The organism is Hyphomonadaceae bacterium ML37, assembly GCA_027627685.1.
Taxonomy (GTDB): Bacteria; Pseudomonadota; Alphaproteobacteria; order Caulobacterales; family Maricaulaceae; genus Oceanicaulis.
Genome location: CP091241.1, coordinates 2,616,163 through 2,629,497 on the forward strand (window position 1 = coordinate 2,616,163; position 13,335 = coordinate 2,629,497).

General features: G+C 66.6%; 15 protein-coding genes and 1 tRNA gene. 4 read left to right on the plus strand and 12 right to left on the minus strand.

Annotated features, from left to right (window positions below):
- Positions 1-334 precede the first annotated feature (334 nt).
- Together L2D01_12910 and L2D01_12915 are read left to right on the plus strand one after the other, a co-directional pair.
- Entirely contained in the window at positions 335-1,162 is an 828-nt protein-coding gene (locus L2D01_12910; GenBank protein ID WBQ09779.1) for an ABC transporter permease, read from the plus strand.
- A 12-nt stretch (positions 1,163-1,174) separates the two neighbouring features.
- Positions 1,175-2,239 (plus strand): ABC transporter ATP-binding protein, encoded by a 1,065-nt coding sequence (locus tag L2D01_12915; protein WBQ09780.1) that lies wholly within the window; start codon positions 1,175-1,177, stop codon positions 2,237-2,239.
- A 71-nt stretch (positions 2,240-2,310) separates the two neighbouring features.
- Here the strand turns inward: L2D01_12915 and L2D01_12920 are convergent.
- The 5 genes from L2D01_12920 to L2D01_12940 all read right to left on the minus strand — a co-directional run bounded on the left by L2D01_12920 (position 2,311) and on the right by L2D01_12940 (position 4,780).
- A tRNA-Arg gene (locus L2D01_12920) sits at positions 2,311-2,387 on the minus strand.
- 95 nt (positions 2,388-2,482) lie between these two features.
- On the minus strand, positions 2,483-3,073 hold the full coding sequence (locus tag L2D01_12925; protein ID WBQ09781.1) for a hypothetical protein: 591 nt from the start codon (positions 3,071-3,073) through the stop codon (positions 2,483-2,485).
- Position 3,074: 1 nt separating this feature from the next.
- Entirely contained in the window at positions 3,075-3,329 is a 255-nt protein-coding gene (locus L2D01_12930) for a helix-turn-helix transcriptional regulator (GenBank protein ID WBQ09782.1), read from the minus strand.
- Positions 3,330-3,492: 163 nt separating this feature from the next.
- The gene (locus L2D01_12935) at positions 3,493-3,783 is read right to left on the minus strand and encodes a hypothetical protein (protein WBQ09783.1); all 291 of its coding nucleotides are present in this window, start codon (positions 3,781-3,783) and stop codon (positions 3,493-3,495) included.
- A 40-nt stretch (positions 3,784-3,823) separates the two neighbouring features.
- Positions 3,824-4,780 carry an ABC transporter ATP-binding protein gene (locus tag L2D01_12940; protein ID WBQ09784.1) on the minus strand — a complete coding sequence of 319 codons (957 nt, stop codon included), beginning with the start codon at positions 4,778-4,780 and terminating at the stop codon, positions 3,824-3,826.
- Between the two features lie 157 nt (positions 4,781-4,937).
- Here L2D01_12940 and L2D01_12945 point away from each other — a divergent pair, with 157 nt between their 5' ends.
- Together L2D01_12945 and L2D01_12950 are read left to right on the plus strand one after the other, a co-directional pair.
- A complete protein-coding gene (locus L2D01_12945) occupies positions 4,938-5,150 on the plus strand; it encodes a zinc-finger domain-containing protein (protein ID WBQ09785.1) in 213 nt (70 codons plus the stop codon).
- Positions 5,151-5,264: 114 nt separating this feature from the next.
- A complete protein-coding gene (locus tag L2D01_12950) occupies positions 5,265-6,782 on the plus strand; it encodes an SLC13 family permease (GenBank protein ID WBQ09786.1) in 1,518 nt (505 codons plus the stop codon).
- Between the two features lie 4 nt (positions 6,783-6,786).
- Here L2D01_12950 and pyrF read toward each other — a convergent pair whose 3' ends face one another.
- From pyrF to L2D01_12985, 7 genes are all read right to left on the minus strand, one after another.
- Complete coding sequence (gene pyrF / locus L2D01_12955; GenBank protein WBQ09787.1) at positions 6,787-7,473, minus strand: orotidine-5'-phosphate decarboxylase; 687 nt, start codon at positions 7,471-7,473, stop codon at positions 6,787-6,789.
- A gap of 86 nt (positions 7,474-7,559) precedes the next feature.
- Positions 7,560-8,408 carry a hypothetical protein gene (locus L2D01_12960; protein ID WBQ09788.1) on the minus strand — a complete coding sequence of 283 codons (849 nt, stop codon included), beginning with the start codon at positions 8,406-8,408 and terminating at the stop codon, positions 7,560-7,562.
- Between the two features lie 57 nt (positions 8,409-8,465).
- Complete coding sequence (locus tag L2D01_12965; protein ID WBQ09789.1) at positions 8,466-8,849, minus strand: hypothetical protein; 384 nt, start codon at positions 8,847-8,849, stop codon at positions 8,466-8,468.
- Positions 8,849-9,211, minus strand: a complete 363-nt coding sequence (locus L2D01_12970) for a hypothetical protein (protein WBQ09790.1) — start codon at positions 9,209-9,211, stop codon at positions 8,849-8,851. The genes L2D01_12965 and L2D01_12970 overlap by 1 nt, the downstream gene beginning before the upstream one ends.
- A gap of 23 nt (positions 9,212-9,234) precedes the next feature.
- The gene (locus L2D01_12975) at positions 9,235-9,873 is read right to left on the minus strand and encodes a hypothetical protein (protein WBQ09791.1); all 639 of its coding nucleotides are present in this window, start codon (positions 9,871-9,873) and stop codon (positions 9,235-9,237) included.
- 57 nt (positions 9,874-9,930) lie between these two features.
- Positions 9,931-10,260, minus strand: coding sequence for a hypothetical protein (locus L2D01_12980; protein WBQ09792.1), 330 nt, complete (start codon positions 10,258-10,260; stop codon positions 9,931-9,933).
- Positions 10,261-10,411: 151 nt separating this feature from the next.
- Positions 10,412-13,183 carry a TonB-dependent receptor gene (locus tag L2D01_12985; GenBank protein ID WBQ09793.1) on the minus strand — a complete coding sequence of 924 codons (2,772 nt, stop codon included), beginning with the start codon at positions 13,181-13,183 and terminating at the stop codon, positions 10,412-10,414.
- Positions 13,184-13,335 lie beyond the last annotated feature (152 nt).

The window sequence follows — 13,335 nt, forward strand, 5'->3', positions numbered from 1 at the left end:
AGCCAGTCTGGCTCGAAATTCCCCAGCCGCCACCCGGCTCAATACAATCTATACGTTTTGAGTCGAGTAAAATACCCGATAAGACTAACCTTTTCAAACCTTAGCGTCCATCCGCGTGCGCAGGTCGCCCGCCTCAGCCTTGGCGAGTTGCATAGGCGGGCCATTGCGCCCTACAAGAGCCGCTGATGCAGCGCAGCGATCGGACACGGCGCGTCGCGGGGACGCTGCCGGAACAGGCGACAGGCATGGCCGCAAAGTCCATTTCACTCAGGCGCCGCCTGATCGCGCCCGCGCCTTTGCGCCAGGCGCCTCCGACCACGGACGGGGTCAGTCCATGAGCACCAGCGTCACCGTCCGCCGAACGGCCAGAGACGGGGAAATATCCAGCTTCTTCGCCGACCTCGCTGCCGGTTTGCGCATGACCGATCTCTGGCGCACCTTTGCCTGGGACGAGATGCAGCAGCGCTACCGGCGCAGCATACTGGGCGTGGCCTGGATCGTTGTCTCCTACGCCATGTTTGTTGGCGGCGTATCGATCATCTTTTCCGGGTTTTCCGACCGGGGCGGGGAATTCTTCGTCATTCACGTCGCGATCGGCTTTGCGGCGTTCAGTTTCATCGTGGGCAATGTGACAGACGGATGTACCGTGTTCACAGGGGCCAGGGTCTGGATCCAGTCCATCGCCTTGCCGCACTCGATCCATATCTATCGCAGCATCTGCCGGTCGATCTTCACCTTCGCCCTGCAATTCATTGTGGCCGCAGTCATCATCATCGGCGCCGGCTGGCAGCCTACCCTGGTCAATCTCTGGGTCCTGCCCGCGATCGCCGTCTTCCTGCTGAATGCGGTCGCGATCCAGTACCTGATGGGGCTGATCAGCGCGCGTTACCGCGACGTCACCCATCTGGTCGGCTCGATCACGCGCCTCCTGCTGTTCGTCACGCCGATCTTGTGGATACGGTCCGATCTCGATACCGGGCGCAGCAATTTCGCCGATTTCAATCCGGTCGCCCATTATGTGGAGGTGTTCCGCGCGCCGCTCATGGGTCTTGAGCCACGTCCGCTGAGCTGGATCGTGGTCGGGGTCCTGACCGTGGTGGTGTGGATCGCGGCGGCGATCGTCGCGTCGCGCATGCGCCGCCGCCTGGCCTACTGGCTGTAGGAGCGCGCTGCCGTGTCCCATATCCGCGTCGAGAATCTTTGCGTGAACTACCCGCTGTACGGCCGCAGCCGCGCCGCAGCGGGCGTGCACGAGATTGATCCGGACCTCGATCGCATGGTACGCGACCGCAAGAACCGGGTGGTCGGCGTGCGTGCGTTGCAGGGCGTCACCTTTGAGGCCGGGTCCGGCGAGCGCATCGCGCTGATCGGCGAGAACGGTTCGGGCAAGACTACGCTTTTACAGGTGCTTGCAGGCATTTACTCGCCCGACGCGGGCGAGGTGGAGATCGAGGGCCAGACCACCGCCCTGGTCAATATCAATCTGGGCATGAACGCCGAAGCCAGTGGCCATCGCAATATTACCCTGCGCGGCCTGGCGGCCGGACGCACCCGCGCCGAGATCGAGGAGCGCCGCGCGGAAATCGCCGCCTTCTCCGAGCTGGGCGATTTCCTGGCTCTGCCGGTGGAGACCTATTCGGCCGGCATGCGCATGCGGCTGAGCTTCGCCATCGCCACAGCGTTCGAACCCGACGTGTTGATTCTCGACGAGTGGCTGTCGGCCGGCGACGCCGCCTTCCGCAAGAAGGCAACCGAGCGCATGCAGGCCTTCGTGGACAAGGCCGGGATCCTGGTGCTCGCCTCGCACAGCCCGTCGCTTCTGATCGACACCTGCAAGCGCGCCCTGTGGCTGGATGCCGGCCGCGTGCGCGGCGATGGCGATGTGAGGGACATCCTCCAAGCCTATGGCGAAGAGATGGAGCGCCGCCAGGTGGGACGCGATGAGCGGGCGCAAGTCCAGATCGCCGCCGCGGTGGAAGCCCGCGAAGCCGGCCGCCTCAAGGCGGAAGCCCGCAAGGGCCGGCGCCGGCCCGCCGCGGATGCGCCGGCAGACGCCGGGGCGGTTTCAATCCCCGAAACGGCCCCGGACGGCGCCGCCGCCACAGGCGCAACGAACGGCGCCGCGACCCACGAGGCGTCGCCCCCTGCCCAGGTCCCCGCGCTGGCTCACGCCGAACCCGACCCCCACAACCCCATCGCCCGCCTGGTGCGGCGCGCTGCGCGGGCGTTTGGCTGGTAGCGGGCTTCGCCGTTCGCGGCGGGACGCCCGGAGCAGCTGAGCGGTTCTGATTGCGAGCTCGAAGGAAAATCTGGCGCACCCGACAGGATTCGAACCTGTGACCTCTGCCTTCGGAGGGCAGCGCTCTATCCAGCTGAGCTACGGGTGCTGATCGGCCAGACGAGGTGCATACAGGAGGCGGGCGGCCGGTTCAATCGTGTCGCGCGCCCGCCCGCAGGGTCCGGCGCGCCTGTCGCGCCTTGCTCATCCGGAGATGAGGCGGGCCAGGACAAAGCCGGCCATGCCGCCCAGCGCCAGCAGGCTCCACAGCCACACGCGCGCCCCGCCCTTGCGCACCGGGGCCTCGCCCTCGACGTCTTCGGCGTCGGGCTCGGGCAGGGTCCAGGCGAGCCAGGCCGCGGGCATGATGAAGCTGTAGATCAGCACGCCGAAGAAGATCGCGTTCCAGTGGGCATAGCCCTGCGGCGCCCAGAGGGTCAGGCGCGTGTCATCATTGGCGACAGCCAGATAGAACACCGCCGCAGCGGCCAGCGCGGTGAGCACAGTGTAGGAGAAGGCGTAGGCGCGGTGACGCAGATCACGCTCCACGTCATCCAGAGCGCTTGGGACCTCGCCGGCGATGCGCTGGACATAGGAGGGCGCGACCCAGAAGAACGCCAGCACGCTCACCAGCACCAGAAACAGGCCGAAGATATCCAGCGCCACGTGCAGCGCGATGAGCTGCACGATGCAGCCCACGGGATAACCGATGAGCACCAGGATGACGGCGGCGCGCACCGAGGCGCGCGAGCGGTAGGGAATGCGGCCCGAGGCCGTGCGCATATAAAAGGACATCTCAGTCGCCTTTGCCAGAGGCAGCCATGCGCGACAGGGGCGTGAAAGGCTGCAGGGAGAAGATCATTTCTACTGGCAGCTCGAAATACGCCGCCAGCTTCAGCGCCAGCTCCAGCGACGGGTTGTAATCGCCCCGCTCCAGATAGCCGACGGTCTGATAATTGACCCCGAGCGCCTCGGCGAGCGCCTTGCGCGACAGGCCGCGCTCGGCGCGCAGCACAGGCAGGCGGTTATGGATGATTGCCGTGTCGTTCACGCGCCTGGGCTCCGGGTCTTCGCGCCGCGCCGGACCAACCGGCTGTGGCGCGTCTTGTCCCTTATCTAACCCGCATTGATGGAGGGCGCAATCAATTCATTGCGTATGTACAACATTTCATCTTTGACCTGCGGCGTCAGGCGGACGCCCTGCTGAGATCGTATCAAAGATCGAGTTCGTCCTCATCGCTCTGGCGTGCGCGGTAGCCCAGACCCACCATCATGCCCGCGCCGGTGCGCTCGGGATGGGGCGCAGAAACGCCCGTCGACCGCATCAGGCTGCCATAAATGATGAGGCCCGCCAGCGCCCCGGCGAAGGGCAGGCCAATGAGCAGGACCCAGCCGCCTGCGCCTTCCGGCCGCATGTAAAACGCCAGCCAGAGCGAGACGCCAAAGACGCTGAGCGCCAAAATCAGCGCCAGAAACCGGGTGAACATGCGTGCGATGAAGCTCATACCGCCAGCATAGCCTCAAATACGGCGAAGTGACGGCCCGTCAGGCCGCGCTGTCTGCCTCATAGGTCAGGGCCAGGAAGACGTCTTCCAGATCCGGCTCTTCGGTGCGCAGGTCGGCGATGCGCCCGCCCGAGGCGTGATAGGTCTCAATGAGGCGCGCCACCGACGCCTCGCCCACCTTGTAGGTGATGGCCAGCGCGCCATCCTTGCGGATCACCGCATCGGCGTGCTCGAAGCCGGCCGGCACGGCGGACAGGGGCTCGCCCGGCTCGATAACCAGCGTCTTGCGATTGAGGCGTTTGAGCAGGGAGTCCTTGGATTCGCACGCCACCACCTGTCCGTGATTGACGATGGCGATCTGGTCGCACAGCTCCTGGGCCTCTTCGAGATAGTGGGTGGTGAGCACGATCGTCACCCCGGCCTCGTTGAGGCGCACCACATAGTCCCACAGCTGGCGGCGCAGCTCGATATCCACCCCGGCGGTGGGCTCGTCGAGCACCAGAAGCGGCGGGTTATGCACCAGCGCCTTGGCGACCAGAAGGCGCCGTTTCATGCCGCCCGACAGCTGGCGCACATAGGCGTCGCGCTTGTCGGCCAGGCCCATGATGTCGAGAATCTCCATGGTGCGCCGTTCGGCCTTGGGCACGCCATAGAAGCCGGCCATCAGCTCCAGCGTCTCGAACGGGGTGAAGAACACGTCCATGGCCAGTTCCTGGGGCACCACGCCGATGGCGGCGCGCGCCGCGCGCGGATGCCGGTCGATATCCTTGCCCCAGATGGCGCCGCGCCCGGCAGTCTTGGTCACCAGGCCTGCGAAGATATTGATGAAGGTCGATTTGCCAGCGCCATTGGGCCCCAGCAGGCCGAAAATCGATCCGCGCGGGATCGACAGATCCACGCCGCGCAGCGCGTGCTTGGCCGGGCTGTTCTTCGCGGCCGGATAGGTCTTCTCCAGCCCTTCGGCTTCAAGCGCGTAGTCGGGGAGGTGATCGGTCATGGGCAATCCCGTCGGGTCAGAGCGGTGCGCGGCGCGGCGCGCAATTGACGCCAGCGCGCCGCGCGCCTAGGTACGGATCGACGCAAACTAGACCCGCGCTGACCGGCGCGTCCACGCCGGAACGCCGCGCGGCCACAAGCGGAGCGCTGTGCCAACCATGTCCGCCCGTCCCGATTCCACCGCCTTCCCGCCGCCCGAAGTCATCGTGGTGACATCCAAGAAGGTGATGTGCGATGGCGGCGGCGGCGCGCTGGGCCATCCGAGGGTCTGGTACGATATGGGAACGGACACTTGCGTGGAATGCGGCTATTGCGACCGACGCTTCGTGCTGCAGGGCTCGAGGGACGATCCCGGCGCAGCCGCCGCCTGACGCTTTCCTGCCCGCACCAGCCCATAGCTGGTTGACCCGCGCGGCCTGGCCGCCACAATCAGCCCATGCGCGGCCCTGATCGCCGCAGGCGAGGGCAGCGGGGGGCGCGAAAGCATGACCGGATTCTGGACGGCAAAGCGGATCGGGCTGATTCTGGGGCTGGCCCTCGCCCTCATCATCCAGCTCCTGCCGGTGCCCGAGGGCGTCTCGCGTGAAGCCTGGATCGTGGCGTCTATCGCCGTCCTGATGGCGTGCTGGTGGGCCACTGAAGCCATCCCCATCGCCGCCACCGCTTTCATACCTCTGGCGCTGTTTCCGGTGTTCGGCGTCTTGTCCACCCGCGACGCGGCCGAACCCTATGCCGACCCCATCGTCATGCTGCTTCTGGGCGGGTTCATTGTCGCGCTGGCCATCGAGCGCTGGAATCTGCATGCGCGCATCGCGCTGAACGTGGTGGCGCGGTTCGGCGGCAAGCCGGCGCTTCTGATCCTCGGTTTCATGCTGGCGACAGCGCTGTTGTCGATGTGGATCTCCAATACCGCCACCACGCTGATGATGATCCCCATCGCCTTCAAGGTCGCCGAGAAAATGGCCGATGAGGGCGTGGAGCTGAAAATGTTCGCCCCGGCGCTGGCGCTGGCGGTGGCGTATTCAGCCAGCGTCGGCGGGTTGGCGACGCCGGTGGGCACGCCCACCAATTTGATCGCCATCGGGTTTCTGGAGCGCGAGTTCGCCGCCTCCATCACCTTTGTTGAATGGATGATGCTGGGCGTGCCGGCGGTGGCGGTGATCCTTCCCGTGATGTGGATCATCCTCACCCGCTTCACCTTCAAGGTCAGCGCCAGCGCGCCCAATGCGGCGGGCCATGAGGAAGTGCTGCGCCAGAAGCGGGCGCTGGGGCGCATGACCACGCCGGAATGGCGCGTGGCGCTGGCGTTCGGGACCGTCGCCCTGCTGTGGATGGGACGCGAACTGCCCGGCGCGCTGATCTTCCGGCCCGAGATCAGCTTCGGCTGGAACCCGCTGCTGGCCTGGCTGTCCGAGGCTCTGGCCCTGCCGGTGCGCCTGGCTTTGTCCGACGCCCAGATCGCGATTCTGGGCGCGGTGGCGGTGTTCCTGATTCCGGCCGGCGGGGACGCCAGCAAGGGTCAGGCGCTGATGGACTGGGAGACGGTCCAGCGCCTGCCCTGGGCGGCGGTGATCCTGTTCGGCGGCGGACTGTCGCTGGCCGCTGCGATCCAGGCGACCGGGCTGGCGGGCTGGATTGGTGGTCAGCTCAGCTGGGTCGCCGCCCTGCCCTTGCCCCTCACCGTGCTGATCCTGGTGTTCATGGTGATCTTCCTGACCGAGCTCACCTCCAACGTCGCCACAGTGTCGGGCTTCCTGCCCGTGCTGGCGGCGATCGCTGTGGAGGCCGGCGTGCCGCCCGCCCACCTGATCGTACCGCTGGCGCTGGCGGCCAGCTGCGCCTTCATGCTGCCCGTCGCCACCGCGCCCAACGCCATCGTCTACGCCTCGGGCGCGGCCAGCATGAGCCAGATGATCCGCGCCGGCCTGCGCATCAATATCGTCATCGCCCCGCTTATCACCCTGTTGGCGACGCTGCTGACGCCGCTGGTGTTTGGGGAGTGAGGGATCAAACCCCCGCCATCTCCGCCGCAATCGCCTCCGCCGCCATGCGAGGATCCGGCGCAGAGCTGATGGGGCGGCCCACGACGAGGTGGGTGGCGCCCGCGCGCAGGGCCTGGGCGGGGGTGGCGGTGCGTATCTGATCGCCCTTGTCGGCACCGGCGGGCCGTACACCCGGCGTCACGATCAGGAAGCCTTCCGGCACGCGCGCGGCGATCTCGGCGGCTTCCTGGGGCGAGGCGACCACGCCGTCCATGCCGCACTCGATCGCCTGCTCCACCCGGCGCAGCACCAGATCGCGCGCGCCCATGCCGTAGCCCATCTGCGCCAGCATGGCGTCGTCATAGGCGGTGAGCACGGTGACGGCGAGGATTTTGAGGTCTGATCCCGCCCGGCCGTCCGCCGCGGCGCGCATCACCGGCGGTTCGGCGTGGACGGTCAGCAGATCAGCGCCCGCCCCGGTGATGGAGCGCACGGCTTTTTCCACCGTGGCGGGGATGTCGTGGAGCTTGTAGTCCAGAAACACCTGCGCGCCCCGGTTCTTCAGCCCCGCCGCCAGCGCCATCCCGCCCACGGGCAGGAGCTGGAGCCCGATCTTGTAATGGCTGCAGGCCGGGCCCAGCCGCTCCACCAGCGCTTCAGCCTCGGCGACGGATGGCAGGTCCAACGCGGTGATGAGACGGGGGTCAGCCATGGCGCGCTCCTTGATCTTGCGGCGCGCACATTAATCCGCCCGGGCCAACGGGTCGACGCCTGACGCGCGGCTTGCCGCAGGCCGCCTCAGCGCAGCGTGCGCGGCTCGGGCGCGTCGAAGATTTCCAGCTGGGCGGGATGGGTCAGGATGATCATCGGGCCGTTCTCATCCTGCATCCAGCCGCGCACGCGTACCTGCGCGCCCTCCAGCGTCTCGAGCTGCACGCCCGCCGCCTCGAAGCGGTTGCGCGCAGCACGGCTGGCGCTGGTGGTGAAGTCGGTGCGCCAGTCAGCGCCGAAATTGAGAAACACCCGGCCATTGCGCGCCTCGCCGGTGCTGGTCACCCGGCCCTCCACGATCTGGGCGCTGTCGAGATGCTGGGCGAGCCTGTCCGGATCGGGATCGCGGATCGCAAACACGCCCAGCCCCCAGGCGCCGCGCGCGCCGGCGCGGGCATCCCCCTCGTACGCCAGAAAATCCTCCAGCGGCAGGTCAAGACCGTCGCGCGGCCAGACCAGCCCCCAGCCCTGGGCAATCAGGTCCGCGCCCACATCCAGCTCTTCGGCGCCGCGCGTAAAGACCGCCCGCGCCTGCACCCGGCCGTAGCGGTCCAGGCTGTCGCCGTCCGCCACGGGGATGAGGGACAGGCCCGCCCCCGCCTCGCTCAGCAGGCCATCAAGATGCGCGCGCGCCAGCGCGGCGGCCTCGGGCGCGGCCTCAGGGCGCGGCGTGGCGACGCCGGCCAGAATGACCCGGGTCTCGGTCCCGTCTTCTGCAGGAATGGTGAAGGCGTGGGCGGACGCCACTTCGCCTGCGGCGCGCACCAGGACCGGCGCTTGCGGCGTTTGCGCAGCTTGCTCCACGCGCTCTCCACACGCTGCAAGCAGCGCCGCCGCCAACAGTACACCCAGCCCGATCCGCACGCCCCGCGCCATGACGCCCTCCCCTGAAAGGGGAATATCATGACGCAGAACGCGCAAAAGGGAAATGCACTATCGAAGGAGCAAGTCCGCCGCGAAGAAGGCGAAGAAGGCGCCGATCACCATGAGGATGAGCGCACTCCACAGCGCCCAGCCGCCGATCCTGCGCAGCCGCGCGCAGGCCCTGGCCTGAGCGGGGTCCGCCGGACAGGGTGCGTTGCGCGTGGCCCAACGCATGGCGAAGGCCCCTGCCAGAACGAGGGCCGCGATCGCGAACACCCATTCCTTGTTTGCGGACAGAAAGATCAGGCCCGGCGCATTGGACGCCAGACCCGCCATCACCGCGCCCGCGCCAATGGTGACCAGCAGGGCCGGCAGGGCGCAGCAGATCAGCGTCCCGGCGCTGGCGAAGAGCGCCAGCGCCGGAGCTGCGGTTTCTCTCAAGGCGAGCCGCATCAGGCGTCATCCCCGCGGCGGATGTCGCCGGCGAGCTGATAGCCCGAACGGCGCACCAGATCGGTGATGGTCGCGTCGTCCAGCGTCTGACCGTCGCGCACCACCAGCTGGAGCGTCTTGTCATCGAGATCGATGTGCACGGCGGCGACCTCGGCCCGGCGCCCGAAGGTGCGGGTCATGGCGATAGCGCAGAAATCACAGACCATGCCGAGGATATCGGCGCTGACCAGCGTGCCGCCTTCCTCCACAGCGGCGGCGAGTTCCGGGGTGGCATAGGCGTGGTCGTCGGCCATGGCGGCCGGAGCGAGCGGCAGAGTGGTGAAAAGCAGGGCGGCGATGGCCGCGTTCAGGATACGAAACATGGGATCTCTCCTTTTGAGGATCATCAGAAACGATAGATGAAGGTGACAAGGGCCTCGTCGACAACCGGCGTGTAGCCCAGCTCCAGCAGGGCCGGACCCCGGAAGAAGCGCACCAGCGGCGTCACCGCCACGGGCGTGGCGTCTTCGGGATGGTGGTCGACCTCAACCATCAGCCAGGTGTGCAGCTCGCCAAAGCCCGCGATATAGGGCGCGACCCCGGCGCGAGCCGCCTGCATGGCGTGGCCGCCCTCGCCCATATCGCTGACCCGGCCCATGTAAGACAGGAACCAGCGCCGGGTCTCCCAGTCGGCCATGATGCCGGCATAGCCCGCGCCGGTGGCGCCGCGATCATTGTCGTTGATGCCCTGAGCCACCCCGGCGCCCGCGAAGGCGTAGAGATTGGCCTGATAGTCCTCGCCGAACCAGCGCTTGGCCAGCCAGGTCGCCTGGGCGCCGTTGAACAGAAGATCGTCGGTCCGGTCCCATTCGGTCTTCACGCCGATGGAATAGTCAAAACGCGGGGTGTAGTGGATCAGAAGACCGGTATTCATCCGGTCTGACTGGGCGATGGTGGTCCATCCCCCTTCATAGGACACCGGGCGGGCGTCAGCCGCGCCAGCACCCAGCGCGATACACGCGCAGGCCGTCAGTAAATGTCGCATGAACTGTCATACGCTCCCATGCCGGGTAAACGAAGAACGCGAAAACTCGTGTCGCGGTCAGCGTTTCGGCGGGGGCGGATCGGTGAGGCGCAGGACAGACGGCGCCGGGTCGGGCGCGAAGGCGTGTCCCGGATCCGCCTCTGGCGAGGCCGGTCCGGCGGCGGGCGGGCTCTCGAGAGCCGCCAGCAGGACGCAGGTCCCGCAGGCCGCGCCGCCCATGCATTCGGAGTGGGTGTCTGAGTCCGGGGTCTGCGCCGGCGCGCCATGGCAGTCGGCTGTGGGCACCGCTTCGCCCTCAAACGCCTGCGCATGCGCTGTCCCGTCCAGCATGCCGGGGCAAAAGCGTGCGCCAGCCTCGACGAGGACAAGCACCGCCAGAAGGGACATGAACCAGCGCATCATGCTCGCTTATACGCGCAAAGGCCGCGCCGCGAAAGCCGGGCGCACTCACAGATCCGTGACGCCCCCAACGCAGTCGGGGCGCGGAAGGTCTCCCCTTCCGCGCCCCGCTGGCAGGCTGGTGATCGGCTTGGCGCTTCTAGAAGTTGAAGCGCAGGCCGCCGAACAGGGTGTAACCGAACGCTTCGCGCTCAAGCACGCGGCTGCGGTCACCCACGTAACGCACACCCTCGGTATTGGTCAGGTTCTTGGCTTCGAAGAACACGCCCAGACGCTCGCTCACATCGTAGCTGGCCGAGAAGTCCAGCTGGCTGCGGCCTTCCCAGAACTCGTCCAGACGCGAGTCCTCGCCATCGACATCATCCAGATAATCGGAGCGCTCATTCCACGACAGACGGGCGCTGAAACGCTCGGTTTCGTAGAACACGGCGAGGTTCAGGATGGTGTCCGACTGACCCGGAAGGATGCGCGTGCGGCTGCCCGAAATCGGGGCCGCCAGCGTGATCTCTGCATCGGTCCAAGTGTAGTTGGCGAACACGCCGGTGTTCGACAAGAAGCCCGGCAGGTTAACGAACTGCTGCTGATAGGTCAGCTCGATCCCGCGGATATAGCCGTCCGGCGCGTTTTCCGCTTGGGAGATTTCCGCAGGAAGCCCTTCATACGTGCCGTCGCGGTTCAGCGTGAACTCGTAATTCTCCAGATCCTTGTAGAACACGTTGACGGCCGCCAGGCCGAGCGGAGTGAAATAGTATTCCAGGCCCGCGTCGAAATTGTTCGACAGGGTTTCGCGCAGGTCCGGATTACCGCGGTCCACTTCAACCGGCAGCGAGGTGCGGTCGCCTTCTTCCACCCGCGGCACCACGTCCTGGTAGCGCGGACGGCTGATGGCGCGGGTCAGCGCGACACGGCCGATGAAGTTGTCGGCAAACTCGTGACGCACGGTCAGGTTCGGGAACCAGTTGGTGTAATCCCGGCTGACCGCGTTGATGCGGATGTTGTCATTGTCGTCGATGAACGGGGCCGAGCCTTCGAACTCGGTGTGCTCGACGCGCAGGCCGGCCACAATGCGCGTGGCGCCGGCTTCCACCGTGGCCATGCCGTAGGCGGCGTAGATCCGCTCTTCGGCGTCATAGTCGGCTGTGGTCGATTGCGGCACGCGGCGCACCGCCGGCTGGGTGGAGGTCGCCTGAATGGCGTTCCAGTAGGCGGTCACCAGGGCCGGGTCGTATTTCTGGCCGAGGAAATAGCCGAAATTCTGCGAGCGCTCATTGCCCAGGAAGGCCGAGATCGGCTGGCCCGGGTTGGCGACGCCGCGGCGGTCGCGATACTGCTCGTTATCATTGGTGACGTCGCGGTTGCGCACCGACGCGCCGGTGCGGAACTCGGCCGGATTGGCGAAAAGCGAACTGCTGAAGGCATAGTTGATGCGCGCGGCAATCTCGTCCTGCTCGGTGGTCTGGCCGCGTGACACGTTCTCGCGGAAATTATAGGCACCCAGGTCGAGGTGCTCGTTGGTAGTGAACAGCGACAGGGCCGGATTATCCGCATCGGCGTAGTCATAGCTCAGCGTCGGACGCAGCGAGGAGCGGAACAGGAACTGGGCGCGGCGCGGGTTGAACTGTTCCGAGCGCGAATAGGACACCGAGTAATCCAGCTCGCCGGCACCCAGAAGATGCTCGCCGCCCGCCTGGAGCGTGGCGATCTCGTTCTGCACAATACGGTGGCGCAGCTCTTTCTCTATGCGGGTGTCGCTCCAGGTCGCATTACCGTTACTCGCGCCCGGCTCCAGATCGCCGGCAGAGTAGTCGACGATCAGCGTGTTGCGGAATTCGTCATCGCGGAAGCGCGAATAGCTGCCGGTGATGAAGAAGCGGGTTGCGTCGTCGGGGCGGAATTCCAACGATCCGGTCAGAGCCGAGCGCTCACGCACCGTGTCATAGTCCTTGAACTCCTGGTCTTCGACAACGAACACATCCTGGCCGCCGATCTCTTCGATCGCCCAACCCGATTCGATGTTGTCGACCTGACGGTCGGTGCGCGAATAGCTCGCCGAGAGCAGCGCGCCGAAGCGGCCGTCGGCGGACGTGTTGGACACCGTGCCCGAGGCGCGCCGGTCATTGCCGCCGCCGAACTCGTTATAGCTCACGCCGCCCTGGCCGGTGACGTTGAAGCCCGGACGGTCGAACGGCGAGCGGGTCACCAGGTTCACCGAACCGGCGATGGAGTCGGCGTCCTGATTGGGAAGCAGGGTCTTGGACACTTCCAGCGAAGCAACGATGTCGGACGGGATGGTGTCCAGATCCACCGCGCGGGTCTCCGGATCGGGCGAGCCCACGGCCACGCCGTCCACGGAGATGCCGGTGAAACCTCCGGGCGCGCCGCGCAGATTGATGAAGCGGCCTTCGCCCTGGTCACGCGCGACCGCGAAGCCCGGCACGCGCTGCAGCGCCTCGGCGATGTTGGCGTCGGGGAAGCGGCCGATGGTGTCAGCCGAAATGATGTTGGTGGTGGCGTCATTGGTGCGCTGCTGGTTCAGGGCGCGCGCCGTGGAGTCCAGAATCTGGCCGGTGATGACGATGCGGTCCACCGCCTCGCTGTCTGACAGGGTGAAGGTGATGAAGTTCGCATCGGTCGGCGACACGCTGATCGCGTTCACGGCGGTGGGCAGGCCCAGATAGCTGACTTCCAGCTGGGTTTCGCCGGCCGGCAGCGACAGGAAGGTGAATTCCCCCTGACGGTTGGTCGCGGTGGACAGACCCAGTTCGCGCACGCGCACCTGCGCGCCCGGCAGCGGCGTGCCGCGCTGGTCGACAACCACGCCCGACACGGCGTGCTGGGCGTAGGCCGCCCCCGAAGCGGCGCAAAGCGCCAGAACTGACGCTGCACCAAGCAGCGCGGCATGAAATTTCATAGGAAAGCCCCCGTTTGTGAAATCCTCAGCCCCTGGCGACCGCTTCAGAAGAAGGGCGCTGGCCGATTGGTGGCTAGATAGCCGGATTTCGTGACAGGCTGATCACTGAACCATGACAGTAATTCTGCGCTTATGTATCAGGAATGCGACCG

What these genes read in the sequence shown, in the direction of transcription:
- L2D01_12925 (WBQ09781.1), bottom strand. Translation starts at nt 3,073, where the DNA reads ATGTCCTTTTATATGCGCACGGCCTCGGGCCGCATTCCCTACCGCTCG.
- L2D01_12960 (WBQ09788.1), bottom strand. Translation starts at nt 8,408, where the DNA reads ATGGCGCGGGGCGTGCGGATCGGGCTGGGTGTACTGTTGGCGGCGGCG.
- L2D01_12970 (WBQ09790.1), bottom strand. Translation starts at nt 9,211, where the DNA reads ATGTTTCGTATCCTGAACGCGGCCATCGCCGCCCTGCTTTTCACCACT.
- L2D01_12940 (WBQ09784.1), bottom strand. Translation starts at nt 4,780, where the DNA reads ATGACCGATCACCTCCCCGACTACGCGCTTGAAGCCGAAGGGCTGGAG.
- L2D01_12985 (WBQ09793.1), bottom strand. Translation starts at nt 13,183, where the DNA reads ATGAAATTTCATGCCGCGCTGCTTGGTGCAGCGTCAGTTCTGGCGCTT.
- L2D01_12975 (WBQ09791.1), bottom strand. Translation starts at nt 9,873, where the DNA reads ATGCGACATTTACTGACGGCCTGCGCGTGTATCGCGCTGGGTGCTGGC.
- L2D01_12965 (WBQ09789.1), bottom strand. Translation starts at nt 8,849, where the DNA reads ATGCGGCTCGCCTTGAGAGAAACCGCAGCTCCGGCGCTGGCGCTCTTC.
- L2D01_12935 (WBQ09783.1), bottom strand. Translation starts at nt 3,783, where the DNA reads ATGAGCTTCATCGCACGCATGTTCACCCGGTTTCTGGCGCTGATTTTG.
- L2D01_12950 (WBQ09786.1), top strand. Translation starts at nt 5,265, where the DNA reads ATGACCGGATTCTGGACGGCAAAGCGGATCGGGCTGATTCTGGGGCTG.
- L2D01_12910 (WBQ09779.1), top strand. Translation starts at nt 335, where the DNA reads ATGAGCACCAGCGTCACCGTCCGCCGAACGGCCAGAGACGGGGAAATA.
- L2D01_12980 (WBQ09792.1), bottom strand. Translation starts at nt 10,260, where the DNA reads ATGTCCCTTCTGGCGGTGCTTGTCCTCGTCGAGGCTGGCGCACGCTTT.
- pyrF (WBQ09787.1), bottom strand. Translation starts at nt 7,473, where the DNA reads ATGGCTGACCCCCGTCTCATCACCGCGTTGGACCTGCCATCCGTCGCC.
- L2D01_12945 (WBQ09785.1), top strand. Translation starts at nt 4,938, where the DNA reads ATGTCCGCCCGTCCCGATTCCACCGCCTTCCCGCCGCCCGAAGTCATC.